The sequence below is a fragment of the Rhodococcus opacus B4 genome (assembly GCF_000010805.1).
GTDB classification, from domain to species: domain Bacteria; phylum Actinomycetota; class Actinomycetes; order Mycobacteriales; family Mycobacteriaceae; genus Rhodococcus_F; species Rhodococcus_F opacus_C.
The window spans coordinates 4,819,877-4,839,713 of the sequence record NC_012522.1; the positions used below are offsets into that span (position 1 = coordinate 4,819,877).

The window sequence follows — 19,837 nt, forward strand, 5'->3', positions numbered from 1 at the left end:
GTGGGACGAGCTGCCCGTGGCCGTCAGGGCACGAGCGGCCGAGTGAGGTTCTCCGGCCGCAGCACGTCGTCGAGCTGCTCGGGGCTGAGCAGCCCTCGCTCGAGCACGAGCGCGGAGACGGTGCGACCGGTCGCGAGGGCGTCGGCTGCGATGGCGGTGGCCGCGGTGTACCCGATGTGCGGGTTGAGGGCCGTGACCACGCCGATCGACGCGTCCACCATGTTCTTCAGATGCTCGACGTTCGCGCCGATGCCGACTACGCAGCGCTCCCGCAGGACGGTGCATCCGCGGGTGAGCAGTTCGATCGTCTCGAACAGGCTGTGCGCGATGACCGGCTCGAACGCGTTGAGCTGAAGCTGCCCGCCCTCGGCCGCCATCGTCACGGTCAGGTCGTTGCCCACCACCCGGAAGGCGATCTGGTTCACCACCTCCGGGATCACCGGGTTCACCTTCCCCGGCATGATCGACGACCCCGCCTGCACGGGCGGCAACGTGATCTCACCGAATCCGGCGCGCGGACCCGACGACAGGAGCCGGAGATCGTTGCAGATCTTGGACAGCTTCACCGCGGTGCGCTTGAGCACCCCGGACAGCTGGACGAACGCCCCGACGTCCTGGGTGGCCTCGATCAGGTCGGACGCCGTCGTCACCTCGATCCCGGTGATCGCGGCAAGATGCTCGCGCACCCGCCACGCGTACTCGTGGTGCGCGTTGAGTCCGGTCCCGATCGCCGTTCCGCCCAGGTTGATCTCGGAGATGAGCGTCGCCGCCTCCCCGAGCCGCTGGGAATCCTCGTCGATCATGAGCGCGAACGTCGCGATTTCCTGCCCCAGGGTCATCGGGACCGCGTCCTGCAACTGGGTGCGGCCGACCTTGAGGACGTCGGAGAACTCCGCAGACTTCACGGCGAACGCCGCAGCCAGGTCCTGCATCGCCGCCCGCAGCCGGGTCAACGCCGTCTGGAGGCCGGCCTTGATCGCGGTGGGGTAGACGTCGTTCGTGCTCTGGCTCAGGTTCACGTGCTCGAGCGGATGGAGATGCTCGTAGCGGCCTTTTCGGTGGCCGAGAAATTCCAGCGCCCGGTTGGCCACCACCTCGTTCGCGTTCATGTTCGTCGACGTGCCGGCGCCGCCCTGGATGACGTCCACCACGAACTGGTCGCGCAGCGCGCCCGCCCGGATCTCCTCGCAGGCCGCCACGATGGCGTCCGCCTCGCGCCGCGGCAGCAGTCCGAGTCCGGCGTTGGCCAGCGCCGCCGCCTGCTTGACGGACGCCAGCGCCGACACGAGGTCGGGATGACTGGCCAGCGGGATGCCGGTGATCGGGAAGTTCTCCGTCGCCCGCAGTGTGTGGATGCCGTAATAGGCGTCGTCCGGGACCTCGCGGTCGCCGAGGAGATCGTGTTCGATGCGGGTCATCGTTCGGACGTCACGCGGGTCGGGATGTCGCCCCACGGGAGCGGGGCGTTGCCGAACTTGGCGGCGCGGAGGTCGCCGGAACGGGCGTGCCCCTCGAACTTCTCCAGGCGCGACAGGCGTCCGCACACCTCGCCGAGTTTCGCGCTGCTGCCGAGGTCGCGCACCTCCTGGTAGGTGAGCGTCTTGAGGAACTTGCCCACCCACAGGCCGCCCGTGTAGCGGGCGGCGCCAAGCGTCGGGAGGACGTGATTGGTGCCGATCAGCTTGTCGCCGTAAGGAACACACGTGCCCTCGCCGAGGAACAGCGCGCCGTAGTTCCGCATGGACGTGAGGGCCTGGCGGGGATCCTCGGTGAGGATCTGGACGTGCTCCGACGCGAAGACGTCGGCGAGCCGATACGCCTCGTCGAGGGTGTCCACCACGTGGATCTGGCCGTGATCCCGCCACGCGGGCCCGGCGATGGCATTCGTCACCAGGCCGGGGAGCAGGGCCTCGATGTGGTCGATCACGGCGCGTCCCACGGTCTCGGACGTGGTGATCAGCACGCACGGAGAATCCGGACCGTGCTCGGCCTGGCTGAGCAGATCGACGGCAATGGTGAACGGGTCGGCCAGGTCGTCGGCGACGATGAGTGTTTCGGTCGGTCCCGCGAAGAGGTCGATCCCGACCTCGCCGAACAGTTGGCGCTTGGCTTCGGCGACATAGGCGTTGCCGGGGCCGGTGAGGATGGACACCGGGTCGATGGTCTCGGTGCCGAGCGCCAGGGCGGCGACGGCCTGCACTCCGCCGAGGACGAAGATCTCGTCGGCGCCGGCGAGGTGCATCGCCGCGACGCTGATCTGCGGCGGCTCGCCGGCATTCGGCGGCGTCGTCGCGGCCACACGTTCGACACCCGCGACCTTCGCGGTGAGCACCGTCATGTGTGCGGACGCGGTCAGCGGGTAACGCCCACCGGGGACGTAAGCGGCCGCCGCGTCGATCGGGACGTTGCGGTGCCCGAGGAACACACCCGGCAGCGTCTCGACCTCGAGGTCCTGGATCGAGTCCCGCTGCGCCTGGGCGAAGTCGCGGATCTGGCGCTGCGCGAATCGCAGATCGTCCAGGACGGTCTCGGGAACGGATTTCACGATCTCCTCGACCCGGTCCTCGCTCAGCCGGAACGATTCCGGGGACCAGCCGTCGAACTTCTCGGAGTACTTCCGGACGGCCTCGTCGCCGTTCGCGCGGACGTCGGCGATGACGGCGGCGACGGTGTCGACCACGGCGGGGTTGCTCGCCCGCTGCGCTGGTTCACCGACGGCGGCCTTGAGAACGAATGACATGGGATGCTTCCTTCGGATCAGCGAGGGCTGGAACTGTTGCCACTCAGCATCGCGGTGCCACACCCGGTTCCGACAGTTGCATTGTGAGAATCATTTGCGTCGGTTCATGCACGTTCTGTGTACCATTGAGCATGGTCTTCACCGTCGCCGACGCTCTCGAAATCGATCTCCTGAAGGATGCGGGAGCCCGTGTCCTCACCGGATCGGGCAGCCTCGACCGTGAGGTCCGCTGGGTGCATTCGTCGGAGATCTCCGATATCGCCCGCTTCCTGCGAGGTGGAGAATTACTCCTGACCGCCGGGCTCGGAATGGGCAGGACGGACGCCCTTCAGCAGGTGTTCGTGCGCGCAGCCGCCCATGCCGGGGCCGCCGCTCTCGTCATCGAGGAGTCGGGACGGATGTTCGACCGCGTACCGGATGCCGTAGTCGCCGAAGGGCAGGCCTGCGACCTGCCGATCATCGCCCTCGCCCGCGAGGTGTCGTTCGCCGGTGTGTCCTCACAGGTGCACGAGATCCTGACCGACAAGCGCCTGCAGGCGCTCACATACGAGCGGGAAGTCGAGTCCACGTTCTCGAACCTTCTCCTGGAGGGCGCGGACTACCTCTCGATCGTGCAGACGCTGGCCGAACTCACCGACGGCACGGTGGTGCTCGAGAACATCGCGCATCGCGTGATGGCGTACGTCGGCGAGTTCGACGAAGACGCCGGCATCGAGGCCTGGGATCGGCATGCGCGGGGCCTCCACAGCGACGACAGCGGATGCGTCCGCCGGCCGGTTCTCATGCGTGGTCAGCCGTGGGGCTGGATCCACGTCTTCACCGACCGGCCCGCGACCGAACGGTCCACCGCGGCCTTCGCGACCGAGCGTGCCGCCGCGTCCGTCGCGATCTCGTTGCTGACCGACCGGAGCCGGGAAGCGCGGGACGATCAGCGGAGCACTGCCCTGATCACCCGACTGCTGATCGGTGATCTCGCCGGGGCCGAATTCGTCGACCAGGCAGGCAGACTCGGGTACCAGCTGGGGTCGGGTCACATCGTCGTCGTCATCGCGAACAAGGAGGCCCGCGACGAGCCCCCCGGTCCGCGCGCCGGCCGCGCGATCGACACGGGTGCGATCAGCGCCGACATGGGTGACTACGTCGTCGCCGTCGCGGCGGAGTCCGGCCGAACGCGCGACGAGCTCGCAGGCCTGCTCGGGACAATGGAGCACGGCGGCGGCATGAGCCGCGGTGTGCCCGCCTCGATGCTGCCGGTCGCGGTCACGCAGGCGAAGAGTGCCGCCGCGGTGTCGCGGTCCCTGCCCGCCTCGCCCGTGCTGCATTTCGACGACCTCGGCGTCGAACGTCTGCTCGTGACACTGGCGCAGGGCCCCGAGCTCGCCAGCTTCGTCGAGGACGAACTCGGCCCCCTGCTCACGAAGGATGCGCAGTCGACCACCCCGCTGCTACCGACGCTGCGCGCGTTCCTCGCCGTCGACGGCCGCAAGACCGAAGCGGCGGACAAACTCTTCATCCAACGCCGGACCTTGTACAACAGGCTCGACCGCATCGCCGCGATCCTGGGCAAATCCCTGGACGACGCCGCCACCCGCCAGAGTCTGCTGCTCGCGGTGAAGGGGCTGGATCTGCTCGCGGGGTCGTCGGTCGTGGCGCGGCGGAGCGGGGCGCGACCATGAGTGCGGAGCGGGGCGCGACCATGAGTGCGGAGCGGGGCGCGCGGCCTTCTCATTCTGTGCAGTCTGTGCGCAGGAGGTACACGGTCTGTACCTGTTGTGCGGCGCGTCACCTTCGTAGTGTTTTCACCAAGATTCCGGCCATCCAGTCGGCGTTGATCGAAAGTTCACGCACTCGCTACTCGCTGAACGGATGCCTACCCCCATAGGCGCTCGCGGCGATCCGAGACCTACCGCAAGGACGAAATCATGGCAACACATGGAGCAGGCACCGCTCCCGTGCTCGACCATACACGCGTGCGAAAGGCGCGAATCGCAACATTTTTCGGCTTCTTCCAACTGGGCGCCGTGATGTTGATGTGGTCGACGAGCACCAGTTCGTTGCGTAGTCACCTCGGCTGGGAAGGCGACGGCGGCGACTCCCAGTTCGGCCTCCTCGCGTTGTCGATCGGCATCGGCGCCGCCGTCGGCTGCTTCGCCATCGGCCCGTTCATCGATCGGTACGGCCCGCGCAACACGGCCATGCCCACGATGGTCGTCTACCCCCTCTGTTACATCCCCCTCGCCTTCCTCGACGGACTGGTCGGGGCGATGGTGATCGGCGTGCTCATCGGTCTGCTCCGCGGTGCCTTCGACACGGCGTTCAACACCCACGGTGTGCAGGTCGAGCGGTATTACGGGCGACCCATCATGTCGGCGTTCCACGCCGCCTACCCGGCGGGCGGCTTCGTTCTCGGTCTCGTCGGCAGCGCCCTGGCCCGGCACTTCACCGACAGCCCGGCCGTCGCCTACATCTCGATCGGCGTGGTCCTGTCGGTCCTCGGTGTCGTCTTCGGCAAGTGGCTTCTGTCCCTCGACGAGTTGCTGCCGCCGGAACAGGACGAAATTCCGGGCGCAGCCGACCCCGCGCACCCGGGCAAGCGGTCGGCCACGACGGCGACGTTGCTCGTGATGATCGGATTCGGGGTGCTCCTGCTCGGGTCGATGCTGAGCGAGGGCGCGGTCCTGGACTGGGGTCAGGAATTCGTTCGCCGCGCGGTCGGCACCACGGCGGGACTGGCAGCGACGGCCGTGACGCTCTACTCGGGAGCACAGTTCGTCGGCCGGTTGTTCGGCGACAAGCTGGCCGAGTACTTCGGTGCCCGACTCATCGTCGGCGCGAGCGGTGTCATCGGCGCCGCGGGTGCGCTGCTCGCGATGCTGGGCGGATCGGCGCCGCTCGCGCTCACCGGCTTCGTGCTGCTCGGGCTCGGCCTGGCCTGCATGGCGCCCCTCATGCTGTCGGCGGCCGGGCGACGCGATCCCGAGAACGCGGGGCGGAACATCGGTCTCGTCAACGCCATCGGCTACGTGGGCATGCTCGTCGGGCCGGCGGCGATCACCGTCGTCGTCGACAACCTCGGAATCGAATGGATGCCGCTGCTGCCGGCCATCCTGCTCGGACTGATCGCGATCGGCGGGCCCGCACTGATGCGTCTGGTGCCGCGCTACCACAAGCCGGTGTCGGAGACGAACCGGCACGAGGTCGCTGCCGGGTAGGTCGTCCGCACTTCGCCGCGGTCCGGCACCTCTCCACGAGGTGCCGGACCGTTTGTGTTGATACGATTAACCAAACCTTCCCGACACGAGCAGGAGAGAGCTGTGCCTACCGAGAGTTCGCAGTTGAAGCGCGGTGAGCGTGGCTGGAGACTCGCAACTTTCGTCATCTTCGTCGGAACGGGGATCACGTACGCGTCCTGGGTGACCCGCACCCCGGCCATCCGCTCGTCCCTCGGCGTCGGTACCGGCGACATGGGTCTGATCATCCTCGGTCTGTCGATCGGATCGATGGCGGGACTACTGCTCGCCGGTCCCGTCGTCGCCCGCGTCGGTGCCCGTCACGTCATCACGGCTGCGGCCACGGTCGCAAGCCTCGGACTCCTGACGGTCGGGCTCGGTTCGGGTTTCGCGATCGCGGCCCTGGTCGGTCTCGGACTCGCGTTCACCGGCGCGGGATTCGGCATGTGCGAGGTGGCGCTCAACGTCGAGGGCGCCGCGATCGAGAAACGGATGGGACGCAGCTTTCTTCCGTCGCTGCACGGTGCGTTCAGTCTCGGAACGCTCGCCGGCGCCGGTCTCGGCGCGATTGCCGAACTACTCGACGTTCCGGTGCCCGTGCATCTCGGGGTGCTCGCCGTCGTCGTCCTGGTGGCGAGCGGAAGCGTCGTGGCACTGCTTCCGCCGGCGTCCGGACGAGAGGTCACGCGCACCCGCCGTAGGACGAGCGCGTCCCGGAACGCGACGGTCTGGCGGGAGACCCGGATCGTTCTCCTCGGCCTGATCGCTCTCGGTATGGCATTCGCGGAAGGCAGTGCCAACGACTGGTTGCCGCTCGGGATCGTCGACGGCTACGGAGTCACCTCGTCGACCGGCGCTGTGTTCTACGTCGTGTTCGTGGCCGCAATGACATCCGGTCGCCTGCTCGGCGGGCGTGTCGTCGACCGGTACGGCCGCGCCGTGACCGTCCGCTGGTCCGCTGTGCTCGCGGTGGCGGGGATCCTGACGGTAATCCTGGCGGGGGACCTGGTACTTGCTGCGCTCGGCTGCGCGTTGTGGGGTGTCGGTGTCGCCCTGGGTTTTCCGCTCGCACTGTCCGCGGCAGCCGAATCGAACGCGGACGCCGCGCGACGCGTCAGCGCGGTGTCGACGCTCGGGTACATGGCGTTTCTGGTCGGGCCTCCGCTGCTCGGTCTTCTCGGCGAGCAATTCGGTCTCCTGCAGGCGTTCTACGTCGTCCTGGCCGGCGCCGTCCTCGCCGGACTGGTGGCCGGTGCGGCCGGACAGACACGCGAGACCGAGGAGTCTGCACTCGCCCACGTGAAGTGAGCGCGAAGATCCGCGGACCCTTCCTGCGCGTCACACCCGGTGCGGTGGGTGTGACGCGGTCAGAGGGTCCGCGGATCGACGCTATTCTGCGGCAGAGGCGATGTGGGGTGCGACGCGCAGCGCGTTGGCCGCGATGGTCAGCGCGGGGTTGAGCGCCGCCGACGACGGGAAGAACGATCCGTCCACCACCCACAGGTTGTCGACGTCGTGACTTCGGCAGTTCGGGTCGAGCACGCTCGTCGCCGGATCGGTGCCCGCGACCGCGGTTCCGCACATGTGCGAGTTCGTCGCGATCCCCATCCGCTCGGTGAGGATGATCGGATACCCCGCCCTGCGGACCGCGGCGGAGACACGGCGAACCAGTTCACGATGCGGCGCAGTGTTGTTGGGAGTCCAGTCCACGATGATCCGGTCGCCGTCGATCCGGACCCGGTTGTTCCGGGTCGGCAGGTCCTCGGTGGTGAGGTAGATGTCGAGACTGCGATCCACCACCGCCTCGAGCGCCCACATCGGCGCCCAGGGCCGTGCACCCTTCACGTGCGCGGCCTGCAATTTGCCGAGCATCTGCAGATTGCCGAGCGGGAACTCGTTGTCCGGGCCCGCGACGTACCAGTCGTTGATGCCCAGCGTCTTCTGCCACGCGGTCGTGTTGGTCCGGAAAGGGTTGACTCCCATGAAGAAGGTGCTGTTGTGCACCATGTAGTTCCGGCCCAGCAGCCCCGACGAGTTACCGAGGCCATCCGGATTCCGCTCGTCGGCGGAGCGGAGCAGCAGCGCCGCGGTGTTGACCGCCCCGGCCGAGACCACGAACTGGTTGGCCTGGATCCGGATCGTGCGACCGCGGAACTCGGCCTCCGCGGCGACGATTCGCGTGCCCTTCGCGTCGGTGAGCAGACGCGTCACCTTCGCCTCGGTGAGCAGGCGCACCCGATCCGACTCGAGAGCGGGACGCAACGCCCGGTTCTCGGCCTCACTCTTGTGATCGGTCTGCGACGGGGTGCCGTCCGACGCCGTCGACTGCCGGCGGTGCTCCTGCGTCGTCAGGTTCATGCCGTTCGGTGTGTGGAACGGGTGCAGACCCTGCCGACGGAGGGAGGACGCGAAACGCTCGATCGTCGGTTCGTGCGGCAGCGGCGGCAGCGGGTACGGCGACGACCGCGGAGGTTCCGTCGGATCCTCGCCGTCGATGCCGTGCACCTGGTAGAGACGCTCCGCCTCGGCATAGAACGGTTCGAGATCGGCGTAGCTGAACGGCCACTTCGGCGAGATGCCGTCGTAGTGCTGCGTCTCCTCGAAATCCGTGACGCGGAAGCGGGGGAGGCTGCCGCCGTAGAACTTGGTGTTGCCTCCCACCCAGTAGTAGACACCGGGCTGGAACGGCTCACCGTTGCTGCCGTCGAACCACGGTTCAGCGGTCTTGTACCGGCCCTCCAGGAACATCTCCGCGGCCTGCGAGTTCTCCACCTCACGGGGGAGGAACCGCCCGCGCTCGACGACCAGGACGTCGACGTCCCGATCGCGCAGCGCCCACGCCAGCGTCGAACCACCCATTCCGGATCCGACGACCACGACATCGGCGGTGACCGTGTCGGAGTCGCCCACATCGACCACCGCGCCCTCGCGCAGCGGTGAATACGCGTCGATCTGATCGTGTCCGGAGGTTCTCACAGGTGCTGTTCCTTGGCTCGGGTGGCCCAGTACTCGTCCTGACGCTCGTCCTCGATGTACGCGGGAACGGGGAAGTCCCACCAACCGGGAACCCACGGTCCCGCCGCGTCGCGATCGGTCGGGATCTCGATCAGCGCAGGTGCTTTCGCGTCGAAGGCCTTCCGGTAGGTGGCCTCGAGGTCGGCCGGGTCGTCCACCCGGAACGATTCGAGGCCGAAGGACTGGCCGAGGGCCTTGAAATCGGGGCTGTACGGGGTGCCGTCGGGGCGGTTGAACTCGGTGCCGATGTGCCGGCTGGTCTGCTTGCGCTGTCCGCCGCGGATGGACATGAAGCCCGCGTTGTCCTGAACCACGAAGACCACCGGAATGTCGTGCTGCACGCAGACGCCGATCTCTTGCGACGTCATGAGGAAATCGCCGTCACCGACGACACACGCCACCTGCCGCTCGGGGGCGGCGAGCTTGGCGCCGATCGCGGCGGGCACTGCCCAGCCCATCGACGAGAATCCGCCCGAGGTCAGGTGGGTGCGCGGGTGATACACCGGAAACGTCTGCTTCACGGCGCCCTGGGTGTTGCCGGAACCGGCGACGATGATGCCGTCCCGTTCCATCACCGACCGCAGACCGCCGAGGGGGCGTTGCGAGGTGAACGGGAACCGGTCGGAGTCGCGACGGCCGGCGAGCTTGGCCTCCCACTCCGCCTTCAGCTGCTCGAGTTCGGCGAGGTATTCGGAGCGGTCGGCGCTGCTACGGGGGAGCGAGCTGACGATGGCGGCGACGGTCGGCTTGGCGTCGGCGACGATCCCGACCTCCGCCGGGTAGTTCTTGCCGATCTCGTGCGGGTCGATGTCGATGTGGATCAGTTTCGCCGGCGGGATCGAGAACGTCACGCCCTGTGCGTAACTCGACGACGACCAGTCCGTGAAGCGGCAGCCGATCGAGAGCACCACGTCGGCGCGGGACGCGACGGCGTTGCCCACGATCGTTCCGGTCTGCCCGACACTCCCGGCGAACAGGGCGTGATCCTCGGGGAACGCGCCCTTGCCGTTCCAGGTCGTGACCACGGGGATCTGCCACGCCTCGGCGAGGGCGAGCACCTCGTCGGCCGAGTCGGACGTGATGGCGCCGCCGCCGACGACGATCACCGGCCTGCGGGAGTCGCGGAGCACGGAGACGGCCTTGTCGATCGCCAGCGGGTCGGGCTGCTGGAGTCCGACCGGCAACCGTCGTGCGAGGTCGTGGAGATTGACGTCGGCTGCCTCGGCCTGCACGTCCATCGGTACCTCTATGTGCGCGGGGCCCGGGCGACCGGTCAGCATGGTGCTGAACGCGCGGTGCATGATGAACGGCAGCTCCTCCACGCGGGTGGCGACCCAGCTGCGCTTCGACACCGCATCCGTGACCTGCGGGAAGCCGTTGTCGGTGTGCCGTTCGAGTTCCTGCAGCAGACCGCGTCCGCGCATGTGCGTGGGCGGCCCGCCCGTGATGCACAGCAGACTCGTCGAGTCGCTGTACGCGGTCGCGAGACCGAGCACGGTGTTCGCCGCACCCGCCCCGATCGACGCCACCGCCGCCATCGGCTTACCGGACACCCGGTAGTACCCGTCCGCGAGGTGAGTGGCGCTCTGCTCGTGGTAGACCTGGATGAACGGGATCTCGGATCCCTTCTCCAGGAACGCATCGGTGAGCGACCAGATTCCGTGGCCGGGAATGCCGGTGACGTACTCGACGCCGTACTGCTTCAGAACCTGGGCGACCACCTGCCCGCCGGTCAATTTCGCCATGATCGTGTCTCCTCGTTCTTCAGTGCGCGACGCGGGCGGCGTAGCGCAATCCCTGCTTGGTCAGTCGGCGCACGTTCGGCTCCGACAAGTCGGCCGGCGTGTGGCCGATCGAGTGGTAGAACACCCGCCCGGCGCCCCACTGCCGCACCCACGCCACCGGGCTGCGCAGCCCCTCCAGCCAGGGCAGATGCTCGCCGGTGAACTCCGTTTCCGCGAGCACGTGGTTGTTCGGATCGACGTGCATGTAGTACTGCTCGGACGCCACGGCGAAATCCTCGACACCCGCGGTCACCTCGTGCTCGCGGTCGCTGATGCTCACCTTGTACGGCTGCGGGAACGCCTCGCCTGCAGGGTGTTCGACGAAGTCGCCGCCGAGGAGGAAGTGGTACTTCAGGCTTGCCCGGAACGCGGCGGCGGCACCGTGCCACGCCGCGACCCCGGTTCCGGCCGCGACGGCGTCGAGCAGATTCTTCTCCTGCGAATCGCTGAGGTCTTCGGTGGTGAGGGCGTTGTTCCAGCCGAGCACGATCAGGTCGTATCCGGTCAGGTCGCGGTCGAGGGTGAAGATGTCCTGGGACTCCTCGACCTGGTAGTTCAGCTCGGAAAACAGTTCGCGTGCCCAGGCGGCGATGTCGTACGGATGGTGGCCGGGCCAGCCGCCGTAGAGGTAGAGGACCTTGGTCATGAGTGCTCCCGTGAGTGGTGAAACGGCAGAGGGTGAAAAGCGGAGGGTGAAACGATTAACTTATGGTGGTGAATCGTATCACCAGAGGGAGTGCTGTCAATGGGTGAATTCGAGGGGAACGTCGGGAGCGCGGGGGCGCGGACTAGGATCGGTCTCGCTGCGCGCCTCGGCGCGCAACGGTTGTGGCCGATGATCGCCGACGAGGGAGAACCACTTGGTCACGATGAAGGATGTCGCCAAAGCTGCCGGAGTGTCGGTCGCCACCGTTTCCTACGCCTTCAGTAAATCGTCGAAGGTCTCTGCGACACAACGGGAACGCATCTATTCCGTCGCCGCGGACCTCGGCTATGCCGGGCCGAACATCGCCGGGAGCAGCCTGCGGTCGGGGCGGATCGGCGCGGTCGGCGTGATAGTGCCCGACTCCCCGGTGCAGGCCCTCGAGGATCCGTCGGTGACGCTGCTGATGAAGGGCATCGCGGAGATCGGGAACTCGGCCGACATCGCCCTCACCCTGTTCCCGGCCTCACGCGGCGGCTCCCCGGATTCCCCGCCGAACTCGCTAGTTCTGCGCGGACTCGTCGACGGCGTGGTCATCCACAACGTCCCCGACGGTCACCCTCTCGTCGAGGCGATCATCGCGCGCGGCGTTCCGGCCGTCGTGGTCGATTCGCCGAGAAGTGCGGGACTGCCGTTCGTGGCCATCGACGACCGGAACGGCGCCTACCTGCAGATGGACCACATCCTGAAGCTGGGTCACCGGCGCATCGGGGTCATCGTCGACAAACTTGACCAGCACACCGACTGCCGGATGGCCACGCTGGACGACGTCGGCGCGGCGACCGAACGCAACGCACGCGAACGCCTCGCCGGCTACTTCGACGCGGCCCGCGATCACCACCTCGCCCCCGAGGAGCTGTCCATCGTCGTGGCGGGGAACATCGATCGGGCCGCCGGTGCGGAGGCTACCCGGATCCTGCTCGGCTCCGCTCTGCCGACCGCCCTCGTGGCGACCTCCGACGTGCACGCCGTGGCGGCGTGGGAGGTGCTGCGCGAGCGCGGCCTCTCGGTACCCGGCGACCTGTCCGTCATCGGGTTCGACGACGCGCCGGTCGCGGAACTGCTCGGTCTCAGCACGATTCATCAGCCGATCGTCGAGAAGGGCCGCGCTGCGGCCACGATCCTGCTCGATCGGCTGGGCGGCGGCACCCGCACACGGTCGTTGATGAAGACGTCGCTCGTCGTCCGTGCCAGCACCGCGCCTCCCTGCGAATCCAGCACCGCCCCGCCGCGCGAATGACGGCGATGGCCCGCGTCGGGTGGGCGCCATCCCTCATGATGGATCGATGACGAGTGCGGTGCCTCGTCGAGTTCCTCGGCCGTGCCGTCAGGCCCTGCTCCCCACGTGAGTGGCAAAGAGTGCCCGAGCACACTTTCGCACTCACGTGAGGAGTGGCGGTCGGCGTCCGGCAGTAACTTGCCAGTCTGAGCGATGCCCCTGCCGGCGACGTGGCTCACGAACGTTCTGCGGTTCGCTGACAGTCCTCCGACTCCGCATGCCGGGCGGTCGTTTCCGTGGGACGGTGGACGGATAGCCGACCGGTGCGGCGGAGTCGACGAGATGACGACGGAGGACCATGAACCCCGAGATCCATCACGAGCCCAGCGAGATCAGCTACGACGAGCAGTTCTACCCGGCCCGGCCGCGGCCGCTGAAACCGTCGGTTCGCCGGGCGGCGAGGGTGGAAGCGCAGTCGGGTGAGCCGGTGCCGGACAACCCGAAGTATGTGGAGTGGCTGATCAACCAGTCGATCCTGCACGATGCGAAGTTGATCGCGGAGCAGCTGTCCGGCAAGGGGAGCATGTGGCAGAACCCGTATGCCGATCCCAATCCGCGGGCCGCGGTGGAGCGGGGTTCGGTGTGGTTCACGGCGTACCCGATTTCGATCATCACGGCGCCGGGTGCGAGTTTCCTGAGTTCGCTCGGCGACGAGTCGTTGTGGCAGGCGTTCTCCGAGATCGGGGTGACGGCGGTGCACACGGGGCCGGTGAAGCAGGCCGGCGGGATCAAGGGGTGGCGGGCCACGCCGTCGGTGGACGGCCACTTCGACCGCATCAGCATGCAGATCGACTCGGCGTTCGGGACGGAGGAGGAGTTCCGCAAGCTCTGCGTCGTCGCCGCGGCGTACGACGGCATCGTCATCGACGACATCGTCCCCGGTCACACCGGGAAGGGTGCCGACTTCCGGCTCGCCGAGATGGCGTACGCCGACTATCCCGGCATCTATCACATGGTGGAGATCGAACAGCAGGACTGGCACCTGCTCCCTCGCGTGCCGGACGGCCGGGACGCGGTGAACATCGACGCAGACACCGAGGCGCAACTCGCCCGCGCCGGGTACATCATCGGGCAACTCCAGCGCGTCATCTTCTACGAACTCGGGGTGAAGGAGACCAACTGGAGCGTCACCCCCGCGGTGAAGGGAGTGGACGGCATCGAGCGCAGGTGGGTGTACCTGCACTATTTCAAGGCCGGCCAGCCGTCCATCAACTGGCTCGATCCGTCGTTCGCGGGCATGCGCCTCGTCATCGGCGACGCCTGCCATTCCATCGCGGACCTCGGCGCAGGCGCGCTCCGCCTGGACGCCAACGGATTCCTCGGGGTGGAACGCCGCACCGAGGGCCTTCCCGGCTGGTCGGAGGGGCACCCGCTGTCGGAGGCGGCGAATCACCTCATCGCCAGCATCGTGCGGAAGATGGGTGGGTTCACGTTCCAGGAGCTGAACCTCACCATCGACGACATCAAGGCGATGGGCACCACCGGGGCCGACCTGTCGTACGACTTCATCAACCGTCCCGCCTACCATCACGCGCTGGTCATGGGGAACACCGAGTTCCTCCGGCTGACCATGAATCTCGCCCGCGACCACGGCGTCGACGCCGCCTCACTCGTCCATGCCCTGCAGAACCACGACGAGCTGACGTTCGAACTGGTCCACTTCGCGACGCTGCACAAGGACGAGGAGTTCGACTACGCCGGCGAGTCGGTCACCGGGTCCGACCTCGGCGACCGCATCCGCAAGGACCTGTGCGAGCGGCTCACCGGGCGGTGGGCGCCGTACAACCGCACGTTCACCACGAACGGGATCGCCTGCACGACGGCCAGCGTCATCACCGCCGCGCTGGGCATCCGCGACCTCGACCGGATGGACGACGCCGACATCGACACCGTCAAGCAGGCTCATCTGCTGCTGGCGATGTTCAACGCGCTGCAACCGGGTGTCTTCGCCCTGTCGGGGTGGGATCTGTGCGGACTGCTGCCCGTGCCGTCCGAGGACGTCGCCGATCTTCTCGCGGAGGGGGACACCCGCTGGATCAACCGGGGTGCACACGACCTCATGGGGGTCAATCCCGACGCCGCCCGGTCGGAGTCGGGCATCCCGCGTGGACGCAGCCTGTACGGGAGTTTGCCTGTGCAGCTGCAGGATCCGAATTCGTTCGCCCGCCGTCTCGCCCGCATCATCGATGTCCGGAACCGATTCGGCATCGCCACCGCGGTGCAACTCGACGTGCCCACCGTGTCGCACAAGGGGCTGCTCGTCATGGTTCACGAACTGGCGGACGCGAGTCTCGAGGTCACGGTTCTCAACTTCACGTCCGAGGAGATTGCCGCGACCGTCCAGTCGCAGTTCCTGCCCGCCGGATCGGCCGCGGTCAACCTGTTCACGGACGAGCAGATCGGCGCCGTGGACGAGCTTCACAGTTTCCCGATCACCCTCGCGCCGTACGAGGGGGTCCCCGTCGTGGTGAGGCCCGAATCTGTGTGACGCGGACCCTTGACTCGGACAACAACTGTCGGAGTAAACTCAGACACGGATTATCCGAGTAAAGGAGAGAGTCGTGAAGATCGTCATTTTCGGAAAAGGGCTCATCGGAAGCCAGGTCGCGGCGAAGCTCGCCGAAGCCGGCCACGATGCGGTGGCCCTCGGCCGTGAGGCCGGCATCGACACCACCACCGGCAAGGGCGTAGCGGAGGCCGTCGAGGGAGCCGACGTGGTCGTGGACCTGACCAATTCGCCGTCGTGGGAGGACGACGACGTCCTGGCGTTCTTCCGCGAGTCGACGAAACACCTGCTCGCCGCCGAGGAGGCTGCCGGCGTCGGGCACCACGTGATCCTGTCGATCGTGGGCGCCGACCGACTCCCCGACTCGGGATACCTGCGGGCCAAGGTCGCGCAGGAAGACGTGGTCAAGGCGGGCCCGGTGCCCTACTCGATCGTGCGATCGACGCAGTTCTTCGAGTTCATCGCGGGTATCGCCGACGCCGGGACCGTCGGCGACACGGTGCACGCCACCCCGGCGCACCTTCAGCCCATCGCCTCGCGCGACGTCGTGTCCCGGGTGGCCGAGGTCGTCACCGGCTCCCCGCTCAACGGCACGGTCGAGATTGCCGGTCCCGAGCCGCTGGGCATCGACGAACTGGTGCGCCGGCTGTTCGCGTCGACCGGCGACAAGCGATCCGTGACGACCGATCCCGACGCCGGCTACTTCGGTGCGCAACTCGACGACGCGGCAATCACGCCGACACCCGGCTCCGGCGCCTGGATCGCCCCGACCACACTGGACGAATGGCTGCGCAAATAGGGTCGTGAGCATGAAGATTTCCGGTGGTGTGGAGTGGTCGCTCCACTGCTGCGTCGTGCTCAGCCAGGCCGAGGGCCCGGTGCCGACCGCCCGGCTGGCCGACCTGCACGGGGTGTCGAAGTCCTATCTCGCGAAGCACCTGCAGTCGCTGGCACGGGCCGGCCTCGTCCACCCGACCGAGGGCCGCGACGGCGGGTACGTCCTGACCCGGGCGCCCGCGGACATCACGGTGCTCGACGTCGTGCAGGCGGTCGACGGCGCGGGGCCGGCATTTCGGTGCACCGAGATCCGGCAGCAGGGGCTGCTCGCCGCGCCACCGGAACAGTGCAAGACCCCCTGCGGCATCGCGAAGGTCATGGCCGAGGCCGAACGGGCCTGGCGTGCATCACTGTCCGGCGTGACCATTGCAGATCTGGCGGCAACGCTGGATCTCACCGCTCTCAGGCGCACCCTGGAGACGTCGTTCTGAAACCGGGGACGACTGTTGCCCTGACGTTCGACCTCGGCGAAGACTGGACTCATGGCCGAGATACGAGGCGACGCGGAGTTCCATCGGCTGTCCACTCCACGGGCCGCGGCCGTCGCCGGTGTCGTGTTCGGCCTGCTGTTCGCCTGCAGCATCGTCCTGCTGCGCAGCGCGTTGCCGGGTGCACCGGGTGACCCATGGGTGAGCCATCAGCGGCAGATCACGACGGCCCTGATCCTCGCGCCCTTCGCGGGCATCGCGTTCCTGTGGTTCATCGGCGTCATCCGCGACCGTCTCGGGGAACTCGAAGACCGTTTCTTCTCGACGGTCTTCCTGGGCAGTGGGATCCTGTTCCTCGCGATGACGTTCGTGTCGATGGCACTCGCCGGCGGGATGCTCGCCATTTCCCGGCTCACCACCGGTCCGCAGAACGACCTCGTCTACTTCGGGCGCGAAGTGATGTTGCACGTGAACAACGTCTACGCCGTTCGCATGGCCGGGGTGTTCATGATCTCGCTGGGAACCATCTGGCTGCGCACCGGCCTGATGCCGAGATGGCTCGCCGTCACCACCTACCTGCTGTCGTTCGCCCTGCTCGTGGTTGTCAGCTTCAGCCTGTGGGTGACGCTGGTCTTCCCCGCGTGGGTGCTGGTGATCAGTGTGTACATCCTCGCGATGGACCGGCCGCCGTCGACCTCGCCGGACTGAGCGCCGTCTCACCCCGTACGGGTGATGTGGCGCTGCGGCTCGGCGAGGAACGTCAGCATTGCGATTTCGGTGGGGCACGGGAATCGCTTACGACCCGATGAGGCGAGGAGAGACAGATGACGGACGCGCAACCCAACATCCTGGTCATCTGGGGCGACGACATCGGAATCACCAATCTCAGCTGCTACAGCGACGGACTGATGGGGTACCGGACACCGAACATAGATCGTCTCGCCGACGAGGGCATGAAGTTCACCGACTCCTACGGTGAGCAGAGTTGCACGGCCGGTCGCGCGTCGTTCATCACGGGGCAGAGCGTGTATCGCACCGGCATGAGCAAGGTCGGAATCCCGGGAGTCGACGTCGGATTGTCGCCAGAGGACCCCACCATCGCCGAACTCCTCAAGCCCCTCGGATACGCCACCGGACAGTTCGGGAAGAACCATCTCGGCGATCTGAACAAATATCTGCCCACCGTGCATGGGTTCGACGAGTTCTTCGGCAACCTCTATCACCTGAACGCGGAGGAAGAACCCGAACTCCCCGACTATCCCAGCGCGCAGGACTATCCCACACTGCATGAGGTGATGATGCCTCGCGGAGTCCTCCATTGCTGGGCCACGGAGGAGGACGCCGGCGAGGTCGATCCGCGGTACGGACCGCACGGGAAGCAGCGCATCGAAGACACCGGGCCGCTGACCAAGAAGCGGATGGAGACCATCGACGACGAGACGGTGTCCGCGGCAATCGACTTCATCACGCGCCAGAAGGAAGCGGACACACCGTTCTTCGTGTGGATGAACACCACCCACATGCACCTGAGGACCCACACCAAGCCGGAAAGCCTCGGCCAGGCCGGGCACTGGCAGTCGCCGTACCACGACACCATGGTCGATCACGACAAGCACGTCGGCCTGCTGCTCGACGCCGTCGACGAACTGGGTCTCGCCGAGAACACCATCGTCATCTACAGCACCGACAACGGCCCGCATGCGAACACGTGGCCGGACGGCGCCACCACCCCGTTCCGCAGCGAGAAGGACACCAACTGGGAGGGTGCGTTCCGCGTCCCCGAGGTGATCCGCTGGCCGGGCAAGATACCCGCGGGCAGCGTGTCCAACGAGATCGTCCAGCATCACGACTGGCTACCCACCTTCCTCGCCGCCGCCGGAGCACCCGACGTCGTCGAGCAACTGAAGGCCGGCTACGACGTCGGCGACAAGACATTCAAGGTGCACATCGACGGATACAACCTGCTCCCGTACCTCACCGGTGAGGTCGAGACGTCCCCGCGCCGGGGAATGGTCTACTTCTCGGACGACTGCGACGTGCTGGGTATCCGTTTCGACAACTGGAAAATCGTGTTCATGGAGCAGCGGGCGCAGGGCACCCTCGGACTGTGGGCGGAGCCGTTCACCCCCCTGCGGCTGCCGAAACTGTTCAACCTGCGCACCGACCCGTTCGAGCGCGCCGATATCACGTCGAACACCTACTGGGACTGGTTCCTCGACCACGACTACATCGCCATCTACGGAACATTCATCACGACCCAATTCCTCGAGACGTTCAAGGAATTTCCCCCGAGGCACGAGCCGGCGAGCTTCACGATCGACCACGCGGTGGCGAAGTTGCACGCCTTCCTGGCGAAGGACTGACCGTCGTGGGAGCCGGGCTGAGTGGTTCCTGGGCGGACGGGTCGACGCGGTCCACGATCGAGGATTTCGTCGCCCGGGTGACTACCCGGGGACCGGACTTCGTCGAGCAGGGAGACCGGGTGGCCGTGTTCGACAACGACGGCACATTGTGGTGTGAGAAGCCGATGCCCATCCAGCTCGACTTCACCATCCGGCGTCTGGCGGAGATGGCGGCAGACGAACCCGAACTGCAACGGACGCAACCCTGGCAGGCCGCGCACGAGCACGACCTGAAATGGCTCGGCGCCGCAATGATCAAGCACTACCACGGCGACGACACGGATCTGAAGCTGCTGATGGGCGCGATCACCCGGGCGTTCGACGAGGTCAGCGTCGAGAACTACGACGCCCGCGTCACCGCGTTCTTCGACGGGGCGGACCACCCGACTCTCGGTCGCCCGTACCGGGGATGCGGATACGCACCGATGGTCGAGTTGCTGCGCTATCTCGAGGCGAACGGGTTCACGATCTACATCGCGTCCGGCGGTGACCGGGACTTCATGCGCCCGATCGCCGGGCAGCTCTACGGGGTGCCGCCGGAGCGGATCATCGGCAGCGCACTCGGCCTCTCCTACCGCGCCGAGGAGGGGCGGACGGATCTGCTCTACAAGGCGGCAATGGACTTCTTCGACGACGGACCCGAGAAACCGGTCCGGATCTGGAGCAGGATCGGGCGTCGGCCGATCCTGTCGGTCGGCAACTCCAACGGCGACCTGCCGATGCTCGCGTTCTCCGGGCTACCCGACCGTCCGTCCCTGCGGGTGCTGATCCTGCACGACGACGCCGACCGCGAATTCGACTACGTCGCCGGAGCCGAGCAGGCCCTCGAAGAGGCACGAGCAAACAACTGGACCGTGGTAAGCATGAAGAACGATTGGACGAGCGTCTTCTCGCCGGCCGTCACCTGAGCAGT

15 protein-coding genes are annotated in these 19,837 nt (G+C 67.2%); 10 read left to right on the plus strand and 5 right to left on the minus strand.

Translation table 11 applies throughout. The features are described from left to right. Positions 1–23: 23 nt before the first annotated feature. Positions 24–1,418 (minus strand): aspartate ammonia-lyase, encoded by a 1,395-nt coding sequence (aspA, locus tag ROP_RS22160; RefSeq protein ID WP_012691641.1) that lies wholly within the window; start codon positions 1,416–1,418, stop codon positions 24–26. Beyond that, positions 1,415–2,740: a histidinol dehydrogenase gene (gene hisD / locus ROP_RS22165; protein ID WP_012691642.1), complete on the minus strand. Its 1,326-nt coding sequence runs from the start codon at positions 2,738–2,740 to the stop codon at positions 1,415–1,417. The genes aspA and hisD overlap by 4 nt, the downstream gene beginning before the upstream one ends. Before the next feature lie 131 nt (positions 2,741–2,871). Here hisD and ROP_RS22170 point away from each other — a divergent pair, with 131 nt between their 5' ends. The 3 genes from ROP_RS22170 to ROP_RS22180 all read left to right on the plus strand — a co-directional run bounded on the left by ROP_RS22170 (position 2,872) and on the right by ROP_RS22180 (position 7,278). Further along, positions 2,872–4,416, plus strand: coding sequence for a PucR family transcriptional regulator (locus tag ROP_RS22170; RefSeq protein ID WP_043825134.1), 1,545 nt, complete (start codon positions 2,872–2,874; stop codon positions 4,414–4,416). Positions 4,417–4,662: 246 nt separating this feature from the next. Then, on the plus strand, positions 4,663–5,952 hold the full coding sequence (locus tag ROP_RS22175) for an MFS transporter (RefSeq protein WP_012691644.1): 1,290 nt from the start codon (positions 4,663–4,665) through the stop codon (positions 5,950–5,952). 102 nt (positions 5,953–6,054) lie between these two features. Then, entirely contained in the window at positions 6,055–7,278 is a 1,224-nt protein-coding gene (locus ROP_RS22180) for an MFS transporter (RefSeq protein ID WP_012691645.1), read from the plus strand. Positions 7,279–7,359: 81 nt separating this feature from the next. Here ROP_RS22180 and ROP_RS22185 read toward each other — a convergent pair whose 3' ends face one another. The 3 genes from ROP_RS22185 to ROP_RS22195 are packed head-to-tail and all read right to left on the minus strand — an operon-like array spanning position 7,360 to position 11,415. Next, positions 7,360–8,946, minus strand: a complete 1,587-nt coding sequence (locus ROP_RS22185; RefSeq protein WP_043825137.1) for a GMC oxidoreductase — start codon at positions 8,944–8,946, stop codon at positions 7,360–7,362. Beyond that, positions 8,943–10,730, minus strand: coding sequence for a thiamine pyrophosphate-binding protein (locus tag ROP_RS22190; protein ID WP_012691647.1), 1,788 nt, complete (start codon positions 10,728–10,730; stop codon positions 8,943–8,945). The genes ROP_RS22185 and ROP_RS22190 overlap by 4 nt, the downstream gene beginning before the upstream one ends. A gap of 19 nt (positions 10,731–10,749) precedes the next feature. Next, positions 10,750–11,415 (minus strand): ThuA domain-containing protein, encoded by a 666-nt coding sequence (locus ROP_RS22195; protein ID WP_012691648.1) that lies wholly within the window; start codon positions 11,413–11,415, stop codon positions 10,750–10,752. Positions 11,416–11,629: 214 nt separating this feature from the next. Here ROP_RS22195 and ROP_RS22200 point away from each other — a divergent pair, with 214 nt between their 5' ends. The 7 genes from ROP_RS22200 to ROP_RS22230 all read left to right on the plus strand — a co-directional run bounded on the left by ROP_RS22200 (position 11,630) and on the right by ROP_RS22230 (position 19,832). Continuing rightward, positions 11,630–12,712, plus strand: coding sequence for a LacI family DNA-binding transcriptional regulator (locus ROP_RS22200; RefSeq protein ID WP_012691649.1), 1,083 nt, complete (start codon positions 11,630–11,632; stop codon positions 12,710–12,712). Positions 12,713–13,049: 337 nt separating this feature from the next. Beyond that, the gene (gene treS / locus ROP_RS22205) at positions 13,050–15,239 is read left to right on the plus strand and encodes a maltose alpha-D-glucosyltransferase (RefSeq protein WP_012691650.1); all 2,190 of its coding nucleotides are present in this window, start codon (positions 13,050–13,052) and stop codon (positions 15,237–15,239) included. A gap of 73 nt (positions 15,240–15,312) precedes the next feature. Then, positions 15,313–16,056 (plus strand): SDR family oxidoreductase, encoded by a 744-nt coding sequence (locus tag ROP_RS22210; RefSeq protein WP_012691651.1) that lies wholly within the window; start codon positions 15,313–15,315, stop codon positions 16,054–16,056. A gap of 10 nt (positions 16,057–16,066) precedes the next feature. Then, positions 16,067–16,525 carry an RrF2 family transcriptional regulator gene (locus tag ROP_RS22215; protein ID WP_043825139.1) on the plus strand — a complete coding sequence of 153 codons (459 nt, stop codon included), beginning with the start codon at positions 16,067–16,069 and terminating at the stop codon, positions 16,523–16,525. 51 nt (positions 16,526–16,576) lie between these two features. After that, on the plus strand, positions 16,577–17,230 hold the full coding sequence (locus ROP_RS22220) for a hypothetical protein (RefSeq protein ID WP_012691653.1): 654 nt from the start codon (positions 16,577–16,579) through the stop codon (positions 17,228–17,230). 116 nt (positions 17,231–17,346) lie between these two features. Then, on the plus strand, positions 17,347–18,885 hold the full coding sequence (locus ROP_RS22225) for an arylsulfatase (RefSeq protein WP_012691654.1): 1,539 nt from the start codon (positions 17,347–17,349) through the stop codon (positions 18,883–18,885). A 5-nt stretch (positions 18,886–18,890) separates the two neighbouring features. Beyond that, positions 18,891–19,832: an HAD family hydrolase gene (locus ROP_RS22230; protein WP_012691655.1), complete on the plus strand. Its 942-nt coding sequence runs from the start codon at positions 18,891–18,893 to the stop codon at positions 19,830–19,832. Positions 19,833–19,837 lie beyond the last annotated feature (5 nt).